Here is a 15,328-nt window from a genome sequence, read left to right on the forward strand (position 1 = left end):
TGCACTATGACTGAGATTCGATTCAGCACCGACAAAGAATCGTTCATCGAAACTGCGAGGGCAGCAGCGGACGGCACCCGTGTGCCGGTTGAGGCGCGCGTCACCGTTGCCGACCCGTTCGAAGCGTATCGCCGCGCCCGCGACGAGAACACAGACGGCTTCTATCTCGAAACGACCGGTGGGCAGTCGGGCTGGGGGTACTTCGGCATCGAGCCAATCGAGCGCGTCGAGGTGTCCGCAGGAGCGACACCCGCACAGGATAGCGGAAGTCCGAGTCTCGAAGCTATCGACGACCTACTCGACCGCGAACACCTAGAACGGGGCGACTGTACGGTTCCATACCCGTGTGGCGCGTTCGGGTGGCTTTCCTACGACGTAGCACGGGAACTGGAAGACATCCCAGAGACGACCGTTTCGGATGGCCTCCCACGGCTTCAGTTTGGCGTGTTCGACTGCATCACCGCGTGGGAGGAGCCACACGACGGCGACGTCGAGATACATGTAACGGCCTGTCCCACCGTCGACGGGTCGCCTGAATCGGCATTCGAGCGTGGCCGGACGATGGCCCGAGAGCTAGCACAGGACGCCATCTACGGCGAGAAACACGTCCAGTCCCAGCCAACCGCTGCAAGTCAGGCCACGTTCGAGAGCGAGTGCGGCGAGGCAGCGTTCGCCGACCGCGTCCGACAGATAAAACAGTACGTCAGGGACGGCGACACGTTCCAGACAAACGTCTCACACCGGCTGACCGCCCCGGCGGCCGTCCACCCGGTCGACACCTTCGACGCCGTCCGTCGGGTGAATCCGGCTCCGTACTCAGCCCTGCTTGAGTTCCCCGGCGTCGACCTTGTCAGCGCCAGCCCGGAGCTGTTGCTGGACGTCGATGGCGACCAGTTGCTCACGGAGCCGATTGCCGGAACGCGGCCGCGAGGCGCGACGCCGTCCGAAGACGAGGACCTTGAGGCAGACCTCTGTAGCGACGAGAAGGAGCGGGCTGAACACGCCATGCTGGTCGACCTCGAACGCAATGACCTCGGCAAGGTCAGCGAGTATGGGTCCGTCGACGTCGCCGAGTACCGCCGCGTCGACCGGTATTCCGAGGTGATGCACCTCGTTTCCCTCATCGAAGGGGAATTACGCGACGCGGTGAGCATCGCCGACGCGGTCGCAGCCGTGTTCCCCGGTGGAACCATCACCGGCGCGCCGAAGCCGCGGACGATGGAGATTATCGACGAGGTGGAGCGGACCCGACGAGGGCCCTACACCGGCAGTATCGGGATGTTCGGTTTCGACGACCGTGCGACGCTGAACATCACGATCAGGACGCTGGTTCACTACGACGGCGAGTACCGCCTCCGCGTCGGGAGCGGCATCGTACACGACTCCGTTCCAGAGGCGGAGTACAGGGAGACACTGGACAAGGCCCGGGCGCTCGTTACTGCCGTCGACGAGGCGCTCGGCGAACAGGGGTCGTTCGCCGTCGAATCCGAGACCGAACCGATGGAGGGGATGCGATGATACTCATTATCGACAACTACGATTCCTTCGCCTACAATCTGGTCCAGTACGTCGGCGAGTTCGACGATGTCACGGTCCGCCGGAACGACGCTATCGATGTTGAGGGCATCCATGAACTCGACCCGGACGGCATCGTCGTCTCGCCGGGGCCCGGGACGCCCGCAGAGGCCGGCGTGTCCATCGACGTGTTCGCCGAGACAGAGTACCCGGCGCTTGGCGTCTGTCTGGGCCACCAGGCGCTCTGTGCGGCCCACGGGACTCCTGTCGGCCACGCGCCGAGCGTGGTCCACGGGAAGCCCTCGGAGGTCCGCCACGATGGAACGAGACTATACGACGGCGTCGACGACCCGTTTGAGGTCGGGCGGTATCACTCGTTGGCCGTCAAGGCATCGGAACTCCCAGACACGCTTTCGGAAACGGCCCACACGAACGACGAGCAGGGCATCGTGATGGGCGTCCAGCACGCCGAAAAACCGCACATCGGCGTCCAGTTCCATCCGGAGAGCATCCTCACTGACGCCGGGAAACAGATCGTCGAGAACTTCTGTACCGGAATCGCCAAGGCCTAAAATCACAGCACCCGCGCCGTCTATTTCTTTTCAGGTGGGTCGACGTCGTGGTGTGTCTGAATGTCCGGCAGTTTCCTGACGGCGCGTCGGAAGAGGGAGGTGTGGCCCTGCTCGTCCCGGTACCAGGTCACGGTCAGCCCGCCGACCGCCACAAGTGATATTACGGCGAACGGGCCGCCAGTCAGGACGGCCAGGGCCTGAAGCGTCTCAGCACCACCGAGAAGCAACACCGAAACGGCGACTGAACCCTGAAAAATACCCCAGAAGACGATATGCGTCGCCGACGGTGCCATCCCCCGTCGCGTTGCCAGAACAGAGACGACGAGCGTCGAGGTGTCCGCCGACGTGGCCATGAACACGATGATGAGCGCGAGAAACAGGAACATCAGAAGCTGTCCAAGCGGTAATGACGCGAACAGCGGGAAGCCGGCGACCGCCTCCGAACCGCCACGTTGTGCGATCGCGGCGAGAATATCGGCCTGCCCCGTCTGCTGGATGAACAGCGACGTACCACCGAGCAGTAGGAACCAGACCATCGTCGCCGCCGAGGTCGCAACGACACTCGTGAACACGACAGTTCTGACCCGGCGACCGCGGGAGAGTGCGGCGATGAACAGCCCTGCGAAGGGTGCCCACGAAAACCACCACGACCAGTTCCAGACGGTCCACGCCGCGACCCACTGCCCGCCCGTGTGAAGACTCAACGGAACGAACTCCACCACGTAGGTCCCGAGTGCCTGCGTTCCTCGCTGGAGAATGAACAACCGTGGACCGACGGCGGCGATGAGAAGCGCGAACAGGCCAAACAAGACGATATTGAGGCCGGCGATGCGACGGATGCCACGGTGGATCCCAGTCGCGCTCGAGACAACAAATATCAGGGTCAAGCCGCCGACGAACAGGACCGGCCCGACCTCACCGGCTGCCACGTCCCACTGGTAATTGATCCCGGCGAGGAACTGCTCGCTCACGAGTGCGACCGAGGTGGCGATGCCCCCGATAGTGGCAAAAACGGCCAGCGTATCGACCAGTGTGGCCCAGGCCGAATCGAGCTCATCGACACCGAGCAAGGGGGCCAGCACTGTCGAGACCCGGAGCGGAGCGCCCCGCGTGAACGCGAAGTACGCTATCGGGACGCCGATGACAGCGTAGGCGCTCCAGGCCGAGACGCCCCAGTGAAAGAGGGTGTACACAAGCGCGCCGTTGACGGCGCCCGGCGACCCGGCTGCTGCCCCGATGTGCGGCGGTGGCTGGTCGTAGTGAAACAGGGCCTCAGTGGGGCCCCAGAACACCAGTCCAGCCGCGATGCCGGCGGTGAAAACGAGCGTAAAGTATGTCGGATACGTGTAGCTTGGCTCCGTGTCCGGACCGCCGAGTTTGATTTCGCCCCAGGGCCCAAGCAACAGAAACAGACAGTAACAGACCGAGAGGAAGACCGTGGCGAGAAACAGCGGGCCGCCGCCGCGAAGGACTGTGGCAGCAGCGGCGTCGACGGCACCCGTCGTCCGTGCAGGGAATGCGATCTGAAGCCCGAAGAACGCGGCGAACACGAGCACCGGGAACGCGAGGATGGCTGGCTCGTGCTGTGTGAGGAACTCTTTGATGGCCCGTTTGACCTTTGTCCGCCGGACGCGGAGCAGGACATCGGCCGCGGCCGGCGCAGTGGCGTCTTCGGAGTAGGGAAGGAGCGCGATGTAACAGAGTCCCGAACTGAAAAACACGAGCGCAATAGTCAGCCACGCCGGACCAGTCACGGCTTCGCCGACAAGCGTCGGAAAGAAGAACCCCGCGAGCACGAGCGCCCCGGATGCGGCACACAGTGGCACCAGTAGCCGGCCGACGATCTCCGAAATGCCACTGGCGTCCGAGGTGGCCATGCGTCAATATTCAGTATCGAATACATATATTACTATCCCACAGCGCGATGCAAGCCGGTCGACACCGTCGCTGGCGAGCGTCGGGACCGTTACTCTGTGGTGGCTCCGCTCTCCCCGTCATCCGCAACGATTCCGTCCAGTAGTGGTTCGCTCGACTCACGGCCCAACACCGACTTTCCCAGAAGCCGTCCGCCGATAGAACGGGGGTTGATAACTTCGTCCGCCCCGACCGCGCGGAACTTCTCGACGTGTTTCTCGGCAGTCGCCGCTGCGACTGTGCGGATGTCAGGATTGACGTTCTTCGTCGCGATGACCGCAAGCACGTCGCGGGCATCGTCGTTACTCCCCACCACAACACCGCTTGCGGTCCCGACGCGTGCGTCCCTGAGGACATCCTCATCGGTGGGATCACCGGTGAGCAGATTCACGCCCTCGCCCTGCAGCGACGCGACCGTCTCCTCATCGGGGGTAACAACCACAACCTCCGTCTCGTCGCCCAGTTCCTCAAGCAGCGATGCCGTAACGTCTCCGTACCCAAGAACCACGACGTGGTCCTCGAGGAGTGTGAGTTCTGATGCTGTCATGACTCCAAACGCTGTCGCCATTCTGGATTCGATAGCGGGGCCAATGAGCGCGCCTACGGCAACGGTGAACGCGCCGGTTCCGAACAGGATGATAGAGAGCGAGAACCACCGTGCTTCCGCTGTCACAGGTGTGATATCGCCGTAACCAACCGTCGCGATTGTGACGACGACGTAGTACACGGCGTCGCCCCAACTGTCGAGTTCGAGGAACTGGCCTCGCAGTCCGTAGGCACCCACGGTCCCGTAAAGAACGACGCCAAAAATCGCCGACAGCGATGCGATCTGAATCGGCGAGAGGTCAAGAGACTGGTCGAACCGGTGACGGTTGCGGACCAGCAGCGGGTACGTGACCAGCGTCAGCAACAACAACGGGATGTCAGTTGGCTGAAACGTGGTAAGCGGCAGTACTACCAGACCGAGAAGCACGACGGCCGCCACGCGCCACGCGAGTTGTTTGCGCCGCTGGAGCCCGACCGTCACGATGCCGAGGACGAACGCGAACAACACCCCACCGAACCTGACGAACTGTAGCGGAAGGTCGACGACGGCGGTCAGCGGGCCATTAAGTGCAAGCGACGCCTGACTCAGATTCGAAAGGCCGGTCACGAACGCCAGCAGCGCGACCGTCCCGGTCAGGACGACCGTCGGTTTTGCGCCGGATAGCTCGTCCCACTCCACGAACGGGACTCTGTCAGCCGGATAGAACACGTCCTCCAGCGTCCGGTCCGACGAGTCTTCTGGGACGTTAGCCATTAGCATACTTTTGTCGGAGTCAATATAAAAAACACGCGGCGAGCGGGCACCGAACTCAAGTCAGCGGGCCACATACGACCGAATCAATGCGTCGATTGCACGAGCATGGGTGTCGCCGTTCGCCAAGGACGCTTAGAGAGAGTTGGAGCCGACTCATCTGGAGAGCGGACAGATGAACGCCGCCGTCCTGTTCGGACTGGGAACGATGATAGCTTGGGGGTTCTGGATAGCGTTTGGCAACGTCGCGTCAAGTACAATGGACCCGGAGACCGCGGCGTTCGTGTCCTACGCCGCTGCAACGGTCGTCACCGGGATATACGTCGTTGTCTCAGACGCATCGTTCGTCGTCACGAACCGGGGGATGATGTTTGCCGGCGCGGCGGGCGTCGCGGCGGCCGTCGGCGTGGTCTCGACGTTCGTCGGCGTGACTGTGGGGCCCACGTCGATCGTGTCCACCATCGGCGGGATGTACTTCATCACTGCCGCAGTCATCGGCGTTATCGCGTTCGGGGAGTCCATGACGTTGACGAAAGCCGCCGGCATCGGTCTGGCGCTAATAGCGATTGTCGTCATCAATCAGTGACTGGACACAACTGGTTGGCTTTCGAGAACGTTGTGTGAGTGTCCCCCGTCACAGCAGGGGTTTATGAGATGGGGGCAGGTACGGCCGGATATGAAGCGCGTAGTCAGTACCGACGAAGCACCGGCCGCGGTCGGCGCGTACAGTCAGGCAACGTCGAACGGCGACCTCCTCATCACCGCCGGACAGCTCCCGCTAACGACAGACGGCGAACTCCTCGACGGCGAGCCAGTCGCCGACCAGACGCGGCAGTGTCTTCACAATGTCGCGGCGATTCTGGAGTCAGAAGACCTCTCGCTGGACGACGTACTCAAGACAACCGTCTATCTCGACGACATCGACGACTTCGACTCGTTCAACGAGGCCTACAGCGAGTTTTTCGAATCGGAGCCACCGGCGCGGAGCGCCGTCGGCGTTGGTGCGGTCCCGAAAGGTGCAGCGGTCGAAATCGAAGCTATCGCGACCACCGAGTAGCGAGCGCGGCCGTTCCGTATCTTATCGCAACTCCATCTGTTCTGCTCGCTCTGCGGCGAGCGTCGTCAGTTCGTCGACGCTACTGTCCGAGCGGTCCGCGAGGACGCGAAGCAACATTCCGAGCTGTATCGCCGCTGCCTCGCGGAGTTCGGCCGCCTCCTCGGTGTCGTTACCGAAATAGTACTCGTGGCGGCCGTCCTCGTGGATAATGCCGGTGTACACCGAGCGCAGGTCGGCCTCGGTTATCGCGGCTGACGCCTCCGTCTTGACTTCCTCGAACCGTGGATTCATGATTTCGATTGGGGTAACGTCCCGCTGCCTCATTGTTTCGACGGAACAACCCGGCCAGCGCTGTCCCGTCAATGTATGAACGAGTGATATGTTGTGTGGGTCGATGACGCCACTGCAACCAGTGGTCCCGGGACCGCTCGGCTGGGGTTTTTAATCGTTCAACACGAGGCACAGAGTATGACACGGGAAACCACGGCCCTCGCTCATTCGACCGCCGTCCGGGTGTCGACGGACGGCCGGTCACAGAACGGGGACCGGGTCCTCTCCGCGGCGCGGACGACGGCGGACTCGACACCGGTCGTCAGGACGGGACCGACGGGCATCACAGCAGCCACACCGCTAGTGATAGTCACGCGTAACGGACGGACGGCCTTCTACAGCGACCCGTCACCGGCGACCGTCCGTGACCTCATCGACGAACTGGAAGCGGGGACAGTACCGACAGCCGATGCGGACGCTGTCGTCGAGCACGACCCCGAAACGGCGTCGCTCCCCGCCCCGGAGCGCGGTCCGCTCTCAGTCGGCCGCCGCAACGTACTGGGCCCCTGTGGCTGGGTCGCCCCGCTTTCGCCGGCCGACTGGTCGTTCGTCTCGACCCAACGGACCGCCGACGTTGCAGCGGGAGCCGGGCTGCTGGGCCGCGGTCGCGGGGACGCCACCGCTGACGAACCGGTCGCCGATACGTGGGAAACAGCCAGCGAAACCGACGGTGACCCAGTGGTCGTCTGTAACGCCAACGACGCCAGCGACCTCCCGACGGGCGACGACACGCTCCTGTCCGGCGCACCGATGGCGGTCCTCGACGGGATTGCGGCGGTCGCTGAGTACGTGGACGCTGGCGACGCTGTCGTCTATGTAAACGAGTCGCAGACCGACTTGCAGGCGCACCTCCGCGAGGCAATCGACGCAGCCGCCGACACCCTCCCTGTCGTTCCACAGTTGGTAGCCGGCCCGGACGAATTCCGCGCCGGCGAGCCTACGGCGGCGCTCGAAGCACTGGAAGGGGCCGACCGCATCGAGCCGCGGCTCCAGCCGCCATCACCGGCCAAACGGGGCCTGTACGGCCGCCCAACAGTCATCCACACACCGCGGACGTTTGCGCAAGTCCAGCAGGCCGTCGCCGACCCCGGTAGCGTCGACGCTGACGCGGCGGACCCCGGGACGCGAATCGTAGCGGTCGCCGGCGACGTTGCGGACTCGGCGACAGTCGAACTCAGGTCAAGCGCAAGCCTCGCAGCGGTTCGCGAGGCGGTCGAGATGGACGGGTCGTTCAAAATGGCCTGTGTTGGCGGCGTCCTCGGCGGTGTCACGCGCAGTCTGGATATGGCACCGACCGCACAGTCGCTCCGGGCTGCCGGGCTCGGAACCAATGGCGTCGTCGAACTGTTCGACACCGGTCGATGTACCGTTGAAACGGTTGGGAAGCGGGCGCGGTTCGCATCGATGGAGAACAGCGGCCGGTGTGTGCCCGGCCGTGAGGGAACGAAGCAGCTCGCTGAACTGCTGCGCGACATATACGACGGCTCGTTCGAGAACGACAAGATACGCGAATTGTCCCGGGTGATGCGCCAGTCGAGTAACTGTCAGACCGGCGCGCACGCGCCGCGGCCAGTGACCACAGCTATCGACGAGTTCGAACCCGAGTTCCGCGCTCACACTGACGGACATTGTCCCAGCGGCACCTGTACGGAGAAGCTATGAGCACAGACAAATCGATTCCACGAGTTCCGGACCTACACGACCCACAGCCTGAGACGCCAGTCACTCACGAGTTCGAGACCGGCACCGCCAACGACCCCGACGTGGGGACCGACACAGACGACCCGACGACGCTTACCGTCGACGGCGAGCGGGTCACGGTCGCTCCGGGGTCGACCATCATCGACGCTCTGCAGGACCTCGACGACGATATCGTCAGTGTCGACCCCGGTGCGGAGGGCGTCGAAGACGACGCCGATGTTCCGGCCCTGTGTTACTACGACCGCGACGGGGACTGCAGCGACGAGGTCGGCCCGCGCAGCGAGTGTCGCACCTGCATGGTCGAGACCGAGGAACACGGTCTCGTCCCGTCGTGTTCGTTCCCCGCCGAAGACGGGCTGTCTGTGTCAACGGACACGCCCGACGCCGAGGAAGCCCGCAGCGTCAACCTCGACCTCGTCCTTTCAAACCACAACCTTCGGTGTACCACCTGCAACGGCAATGGGCGCTGTGAACTGCAGGACGCCGCCATCAGCGAGGGTGTCGACCACCCCCGCTACGGCGTTTTCGACGAGCGCGACCAGTACGAACCCATCGACGACACCTCCTCGTTCATCCAAATCGACCGGAATAAGTGTATCCTCTGTAACCGGTGTGTCGACGCCTGCAACGACGTGCAGGTCGAAGGCGTCCTCCGGATCGAGGGTCACGGCGAGGACACTCGCATCGGTTTCCAGTCCGACGCCGAGACGATGCACGACTCCGAATGTGTCTCCTGTGGCCACTGCGCTACCGTCTGCCCCACCGGCTCGCTGACCGAGAAGGGTATCGACGGCGCGGCGACGCTCCCGCTGCCGGGCTTTACACAGCGGAACTCGATCGGGAAGGTCATCGAACACGAGGACGCTGAGACCATCGATGATACTACCGCTCCCAACCGCGGGTTCGAGCCCGGCGACCCGAGAGCGGCGAAGAGCAAGCAAGGTCTCGCCAAATTCGCCTCGCAAGCAAAACGCCGGGCCGGCGACATCGCCAAGGACTACGGCAAGAAGGCGTTTCTCGCCGGCGAACACACCGCCGAGAGCATCGCGGCGAACACGATGCCCGAGGGCCGGCTGTTCGACATCGCCGACATAGTCAGCGACTACCGGCTCTCGAAAATCGACAAAGAGGAGACGACCTGCGGGTTCTGTGCCGTCGGCTGCCGGTTCGAGATGTGGGGCAAAGACGGGGACTCGCTCGGCGTCGTTCCGGTCGACGACCCCGACGACGCGCCCGCGAACAACTTTTCGACTTGCGTAAAAGGGAAGTTCGGCCACGAGTTCGCCAACAGCGAGCAACGGGTCACCGAACCGCTCATCCGCAACGACGACGGCGAACTCGAACCGACGACCTGGGACGAGGCGCTTGAGTATGTCGCCGAGCGCTTCACCGAGATTCAGGACGCCCACGGCATCGACTCGCTTGGCTGTCTCGCCTCTTCGAAGGGCAGTAACGAGGAGGCATACCTCGTCCAGAAGTTCGCCCGACAGGTGCTTGGCACGAAGAACATCGACAACTGCGCGCGGCTGTGTCACTCCTCAACGGTGGCGGCACTCCAGCAAACGCTTGGCTACGGCGCGATGACCAACCGTATCAACGAGGACATCGGCGAGGCCGACGCCTACCTCATCAGCGGCTCCAACACGACGGAGTCCCATCCGGTGCTCGCCACGCGAATCAAGCAGAACGTCCGAGACGGGGCCGACCTCGTCGTGTTCGACCCGCGGAAAGTCGGTATCGCCGAACACGCCGACCAGTACACCCGGACCAACCCCGGCTACGACGTGGCCTGGCTCAACGGCCTGATTCGGTACATCATCGAGCACGACCTCCACGACGAGGCGTTCATCGAGCGCAACACGAAGAACTTCGAGGAGGTCAGGGAGAAGGTTCAGGCGTTCACGCCCGAGAAAGTCAAGGAACTGGCAGGCGTATCGCCTGAAGAACTCGCCTCGGCTGCCGAGACACTCGCCGAGGCCGATAGCGTCGTCTTTGGCTGGGCGATGGGGATGACCCAGCAGAGCCACGGCACGGAAAACCTCATCGCGATGGCCGACCTCGCGCTCGTCCTCGGGCAGGTCGGCAAGCCGGGAGCCGGCCTCTCGCCGTTCCGCGGCCAGAACAACGTGCAGGGCGGCGGTGGCGACATGGGGACGCTTCCGGGGAGCTTGCCGGGCTATCAGAACCCAGCCGACGACGAGGTCGGCGAGAAGTTCGCCGACGCGTGGGGCGAGCGCCCGCCCAAGGAGCCCGGACTCAAAGTACCAGAGATGCTCGCCGAGGCTCACGCGGGGAACCTCCGCGGGATGTACGTCGTCGGCGAGAACCCGGCGCTCTCAGAACCCGACATCCAGCACGCCGCCGAGGCCCTGGAAGACCTAGAGTTCCTCGTCGTGCAAGACATCTTCATGACCGAAACGGCAGACTACGCCGACGTGGTGCTGCCGGCGGCCACCTCGCCGGAGAAACACGGTACGTTCACCAACACGGAGCGACGCATCCAGCGGGTTCGGCCCACGTCTGAGCCGCCGGGCAAGGCCCGCCAGGACTGGGAAATCACGCAAGCGCTGGCCCGTCGGCTGGGCTACGACTGGGACTACGACCACCCGCGGGAGGTCATGGACGAAATCAACTCGCTCGCGCCCATCTACGGCGGCGTCACGTACGACCGGCTCGAATCCGGCGAAGAACATGGCCTGCAGTGGCCTTGCTGGGACGAGGACCACGATGGCACGCCGTACCTCTATGACTACGACGAGGGGAACTTCAACTTCGAGGACGGGAAGGCCCGCTTCGTTCCTGCCGACGGCGGACACCCCGGCGAGATTCCCGACGAGGAGTTCCCGCTGACGCTTACCTCCGGGCGCGTGCTGTATCACTGGCACACAGGACAGATTACCCGCCGTGTCGAGGGGCTGATGAGCCACGTCGGCGAGAGCTTCGTCGAAGTACATCCCGAGACGGCCGAGAAGCTCGGCATCGCCGACGGCGAGTACGTCCGCGTCGAGTCCCGGCGGGGCGATATCGTCGTCAAGGCACAGGTCACCGACCGCGTCGGCCCGGGGACGCTGTTCATCCCGATGCACTTCGCGGCTGGTGCGGTCAACAAACTCACCGGCGAGACGTTCGACCCGACCGCCGGCATTCCTGAGTACAAAGTGTCGAGTGTTCGCGTGGAAGTGCTGGGCCCGGAGACGGACGAGACGGTGCTCCGGACGCCGGACGCCGGCGGAAAACAGATCCGGAAGCGAGGGACAGGCGACGACTGAGTCGGCACATCCGCTTTTGATCAGTATGCGGGATCGTGAATGGTATCGTGACCGCCTCAGACAATCACCGAATATACAGACATATTTGCGGACTATTTACCACTACCCGTTAGCGTTGATAATTATTTCGCCCGCATTTACACAAGCGAATTTTTCTTACTAAGAGAGTAGGTGTGAACTATGTTGAGGAGGAACCAACTAGCGTGGTTTCAATAGCAGCTATCTGCGTTTTTCTTCACCGCTTACTCACGCGGTCCGACCGGCCGATTCGCGATTTCATCGAGGAGGTCGACGAGCGACTCGGTTGCCAGGTCCAGTAGCATCTCCCCACGTTCGGCGCTCCCCTCGCGCGGGTCGCCGACGACGCCGTTCTGGGTAAATTCGTCGGAATCGAACGCGAGGTTGACGCCGCTCTGCCACTCTCCCCAGCCGTCGCTGCCACCGTCTGCGGCCTCATCAAGCCGGTCCTCGTGGACTATCTCTGGGTTCGTATGCTGGAGCAGCGAGGTTTCCAGCGGCCCACCGTGGCCCATATCGGCACTGTGGTCTCCGACCGCGTTGAACCAGGTGAATGGGACAGCAAAGGCCTCGTCGTGGCGGGTTATCGTGCCCGCGACTTCCCGCAACGCGTCGATGTTGCCGCCGTGGCCGTTGACCAGCACCACGTGGTCCCAGCCGTGGCTGGCGAGGCTCCGGACGATGTCGCGGACGTAGGACCGAAACGTCGATTCGGAGGTCCACAGCGTCCCTGAAAAGGCCCGATGCTCCTCGGCGACGCCGACGGGGACTGCCGGTGCGACGACGACGGGGTCGTCGTGGCGCTCAGCACCGTGTTCGGCGACCACTTCGGCGTCGAGTGTATCCGTTCCGAGCGGCGCGTGTGGCCCGTGTTGTTCCGTACTTCCGACGGGGAGCAGCGCAAGGTCCGTCTCGACCTCGGTCATATCAGTCCACGCCTCCGTCTCCAGTTCCATGGTCGCATCTCTGGCCGGGGCGAAATAAAGCCATTCGCTCAGCGGGTGTGACAGTCAAAGTGCTGGCTTGCGTTTCCAGTTGGCACCCGGACACGGCTTTAATACGTGTTGACACGTGTGTTGTGATAGCATGGCTACCGATAGCTCGGACTCGGTTCCAATGACGGTCATCAGTGGGCCACTCGGCGCGGGGAAGACAACACTGGTAAACAGGTTGTTAAGCGAGCCCGGAGGCAGGCGAATCGCCGTCGTCGTCAACGATATGGGGGAAATAAATGTTGACGCCGAGCTTCTTGCGGACGAGGCAGAGTCCGGAGAAGAGGGCGTCGTGGACCTCTCGAACGGGTGTATCTGTTGCCGACTGCAGGACGACCTCGTCACCGAGGTGACGCGACTTGCCGAGGAGCGGACGTTTGACTATCTCATCGTCGAAGCCTCCGGTATCAGCGAACCGATTCCCATCGCCAGAACGCTGACAGTCGGCCCGGACGGGGGCGACCCGCCCGACGGACTGCATCTAGATACAACGGTTTCAGTTGTCGACGCCTACGGATTCTGGAAGGCGTTCGACCCCGAGGAATCGCTTCCGGAGGCCGCCCCCGACCCCGAACGCCCGCTCACCGAGGTCCTGGTCGACCAGATAGAGTTCTGCGACGTACTCCTCCTGAACAAATGTGACATGGTCCCCGCGGACGCGCTGGACGCCGTAGAAGCCGCGGTTAAGGCGCTCCAACCTCGAGCAGCCATCCATCGAACCACGTACAGCGAAGTCGACCCTGGCGACGTACTCGGGACTGGACGCTTTAATTTTGAGGACGCCAAGCGACGACAGGGCTGGAAACAGGCGTTAGCCGGGGCAGAAGACCATGCCGACCACGAACACGACGACGAGATGTCGGCTGCAGCGGCACACGGCGTCGAGTCGCTCATCTATCGGCGAGACACGCCGTTTCACCCTGTTCGGTTCAATGACTGGCTCGACGACTGGGACGGTGCTATCGTCCGCGCGAAGGGGTTTGCGTGGGTCGCCAGCAGGCCCGAGACGGTGCTGGGCGTGAGTCAGGCCGGCCCATCTGTTCAGGCGGGACCCATCGGGGAGTGGGGCAACGACGACCCGTCCACGCGGCTCGTCTTTATTGGACAGGAGATGGACGGAGATACACTCATCGCTGAACTTGACGGCTGTCTGACTACGGACAAAGAGCGAACGGAGACGTTTGCCAGTGACCCGTTCCCGCGGGAAGGGTGAGTCAGGTTGCGCCGTAGCCCACTTCCTCGCGGAGTTCGTCCCACGACTCGTGGAACCCGTAGGTGGACTCGGAGTCGCCGCCCATCGCGGCCTGATAGACATCATCATAGGACAGTAGCTGCGTCCAGCCGTCGTGGAACCGGTAGCTACAGTACTGACACATAGCTGTCCATACCGGGTAGCAGGATGTATAGCTATCGCCGAAAAATGGGCTGGTGTTCTGGTGTCAGGGCTCCAGCAGGACCTTGGTGACACCTTCTTCTCTGTTGTCGAAGGCCTCGTACATCTCGGGAGCCTCTTCAAGCCCGACCCGGTGAGAGACGACCCAGCTTGGGTCGGCGCGACCCTCGACAATCAGGTCACGTAGTTCCCGGTTGTAGGACTTGACGTTACACTGGCCAGTCCCGAGCGCCTGCCCCTTCTCGAAGAGCAGTCCGAAGTCGATACCGAGGCGGCCCTGCGCGGCCATGTCGTCCGGCGCGCCCGGGTCCTCTGGAACGTAGAGCCCTGGAATCCCCAGTTCGCCGGTCGGTTTCACCGTTCGGATGAGGTTGTTGATGACGACGGCCGGGTTCTCTCGCGCCGGGTCGTACGCGTCGTCAGCTTCCTTATCCGGGTCGATGGCCTGATAGCCGACAGCGTCTACGCCCTTGTCGACGCCACCACCGTGTTGCGCTTTGATCTGCTCGACCGGATTGCCGTCCTCGAAGTTGATTGGCGTCGCGTCGCAGTGTTCTTCCGCGAGTTCGAGCCGGCTCGGAACGCGGTCTACGGAGTAAATCTCCGCTGCGCCCTTGATTTTCGCGCTGTAAGCGGCCATCAGCCCGACCGGACCGGCCCCGTAGATGGCGACGGAGTCGCCCGGTTCGAGGTTTGCGAGTTCTGTCCCGTGCCAGCCTGTCGGGAAGATGTCCGCCAGCAGCGAAAAGGCGTCCTCGTGCTCATCCCCATCCGGGAGTTTGAGCGCGTTGAAGTCTGCGTAGGGAATACGGAGCTTCTCGGCCTGCCCGCCCTTGTATGGCCCCATGGCGACGTACCCGTAGGCTCCGCCGGCGAAGCCAGGATTGACGTTCGTACAGAAGCCGGTGTATCCAGCCTCGCAGTTCTCACAGAAGCCACAGGCAACGTTGAACGGCGCAACGACGCGGTCGCCTTCCTCCAACGAGGAGACGGCCTCCCCGACTTCGGTGACGATGCCCATGTTCTCGTGTCCAAACACGATACCGGGTTCCGCTGCCGTCCGCCCCTCGTACATATGGAGGTCGGACCCACAGATGCACGACGTCGTGATGTCGATAAGTACGTCGTTCGGGTGCTCTATTTCTGGTTCATCGACTTCTTCGACAGCCACTTCTTTCGGTCCCTTATACACAACAGCGTTCATTGACATTGTCTAACACAACCATATACCACATAGAATAGCTGTCACTTATAACTAATTAACTATAAT

At 63.0% G+C, this 15,328-nt stretch carries 13 protein-coding genes; 7 read left to right on the forward strand and 6 right to left on the reverse strand.

Going from position 1 to position 15,328, the window contains the following annotated elements; translation table 11 throughout:
* Positions 1-6 precede the first annotated feature (6 nt).
* Both G9C82_RS15735 and G9C82_RS15740 read left to right on the forward strand, forming a co-directional pair.
* Positions 7-1,518 (forward strand): anthranilate synthase component I family protein, encoded by a 1,512-nt coding sequence (locus G9C82_RS15735; protein ID WP_127014634.1) that lies wholly within the window; start codon positions 7-9, stop codon positions 1,516-1,518.
* Positions 1,515-2,087: an aminodeoxychorismate/anthranilate synthase component II gene (locus G9C82_RS15740; protein ID WP_007190565.1), complete on the forward strand. Its 573-nt coding sequence runs from the start codon at positions 1,515-1,517 to the stop codon at positions 2,085-2,087. The genes G9C82_RS15735 and G9C82_RS15740 overlap by 4 nt, the downstream gene beginning before the upstream one ends.
* Before the next feature lie 20 nt (positions 2,088-2,107).
* On the opposite strand, the gene G9C82_RS15745 is transcribed toward G9C82_RS15740, so the two are convergent.
* Together G9C82_RS15745 and G9C82_RS15750 are read right to left on the reverse strand one after the other, a co-directional pair.
* Entirely contained in the window at positions 2,108-3,964 is a 1,857-nt protein-coding gene (locus tag G9C82_RS15745; RefSeq protein ID WP_127014635.1) for a BCCT family transporter, read from the reverse strand.
* A gap of 89 nt (positions 3,965-4,053) precedes the next feature.
* Entirely contained in the window at positions 4,054-5,301 is a 1,248-nt protein-coding gene (locus tag G9C82_RS15750) for an NAD-binding protein (protein WP_127014636.1), read from the reverse strand.
* A 172-nt stretch (positions 5,302-5,473) separates the two neighbouring features.
* On the opposite strand from G9C82_RS15750, the gene G9C82_RS15755 reads away from it, so the two are divergent.
* Positions 5,474-5,884, forward strand: a complete 411-nt coding sequence (locus tag G9C82_RS15755; RefSeq protein WP_004966000.1) for an EamA family transporter — start codon at positions 5,474-5,476, stop codon at positions 5,882-5,884.
* 90 nt (positions 5,885-5,974) lie between these two features.
* Complete coding sequence (locus tag G9C82_RS15760; RefSeq protein ID WP_127014637.1) at positions 5,975-6,355, forward strand: Rid family detoxifying hydrolase; 381 nt, start codon at positions 5,975-5,977, stop codon at positions 6,353-6,355.
* A gap of 21 nt (positions 6,356-6,376) precedes the next feature.
* On the opposite strand, the gene G9C82_RS15765 is transcribed toward G9C82_RS15760, so the two are convergent.
* Entirely contained in the window at positions 6,377-6,646 is a 270-nt protein-coding gene (locus G9C82_RS15765; RefSeq protein WP_011222717.1) for a hypothetical protein, read from the reverse strand.
* Between the two features lie 177 nt (positions 6,647-6,823).
* On the opposite strand from G9C82_RS15765, the gene G9C82_RS15770 reads away from it, so the two are divergent.
* The gene (locus tag G9C82_RS15770) at positions 6,824-8,347 is read left to right on the forward strand and encodes an NADH-ubiquinone oxidoreductase-F iron-sulfur binding region domain-containing protein (protein WP_127014638.1); all 1,524 of its coding nucleotides are present in this window, start codon (positions 6,824-6,826) and stop codon (positions 8,345-8,347) included.
* On the forward strand, positions 8,344-11,655 hold the full coding sequence (fdhF, locus tag G9C82_RS15775; protein WP_127014639.1) for a formate dehydrogenase subunit alpha: 3,312 nt from the start codon (positions 8,344-8,346) through the stop codon (positions 11,653-11,655). The genes G9C82_RS15770 and fdhF overlap by 4 nt, the downstream gene beginning before the upstream one ends.
* 242 nt (positions 11,656-11,897) lie before the next feature.
* Here the strand turns inward: fdhF and G9C82_RS15780 are convergent, their stop codons facing one another.
* Positions 11,898-12,629 carry a creatininase family protein gene (locus G9C82_RS15780; RefSeq protein WP_127014640.1) on the reverse strand — a complete coding sequence of 244 codons (732 nt, stop codon included), beginning with the start codon at positions 12,627-12,629 and terminating at the stop codon, positions 11,898-11,900.
* A gap of 130 nt (positions 12,630-12,759) precedes the next feature.
* On the opposite strand from G9C82_RS15780, the gene G9C82_RS15785 reads away from it, so the two are divergent.
* Entirely contained in the window at positions 12,760-13,878 is a 1,119-nt protein-coding gene (locus G9C82_RS15785) for a GTP-binding protein (RefSeq protein WP_206508216.1), read from the forward strand.
* A gap of 1 nt (position 13,879) precedes the next feature.
* Here the strand turns inward: G9C82_RS15785 and G9C82_RS15790 are convergent, their stop codons facing one another.
* Both G9C82_RS15790 and G9C82_RS15795 read right to left on the reverse strand, forming a co-directional pair.
* The gene (locus tag G9C82_RS15790; protein ID WP_004966007.1) at positions 13,880-14,041 is read right to left on the reverse strand and encodes a hypothetical protein; all 162 of its coding nucleotides are present in this window, start codon (positions 14,039-14,041) and stop codon (positions 13,880-13,882) included.
* A gap of 63 nt (positions 14,042-14,104) precedes the next feature.
* Positions 14,105-15,262, reverse strand: coding sequence for a glutathione-independent formaldehyde dehydrogenase (locus tag G9C82_RS15795; RefSeq protein ID WP_007190574.1), 1,158 nt, complete (start codon positions 15,260-15,262; stop codon positions 14,105-14,107).
* Positions 15,263-15,328 lie beyond the last annotated feature (66 nt).

Source organism: Haloarcula sp. R1-2, assembly GCF_011627385.1.
Lineage (GTDB): Archaea > Halobacteriota > Halobacteria > Halobacteriales > Haloarculaceae > Haloarcula > Haloarcula marismortui.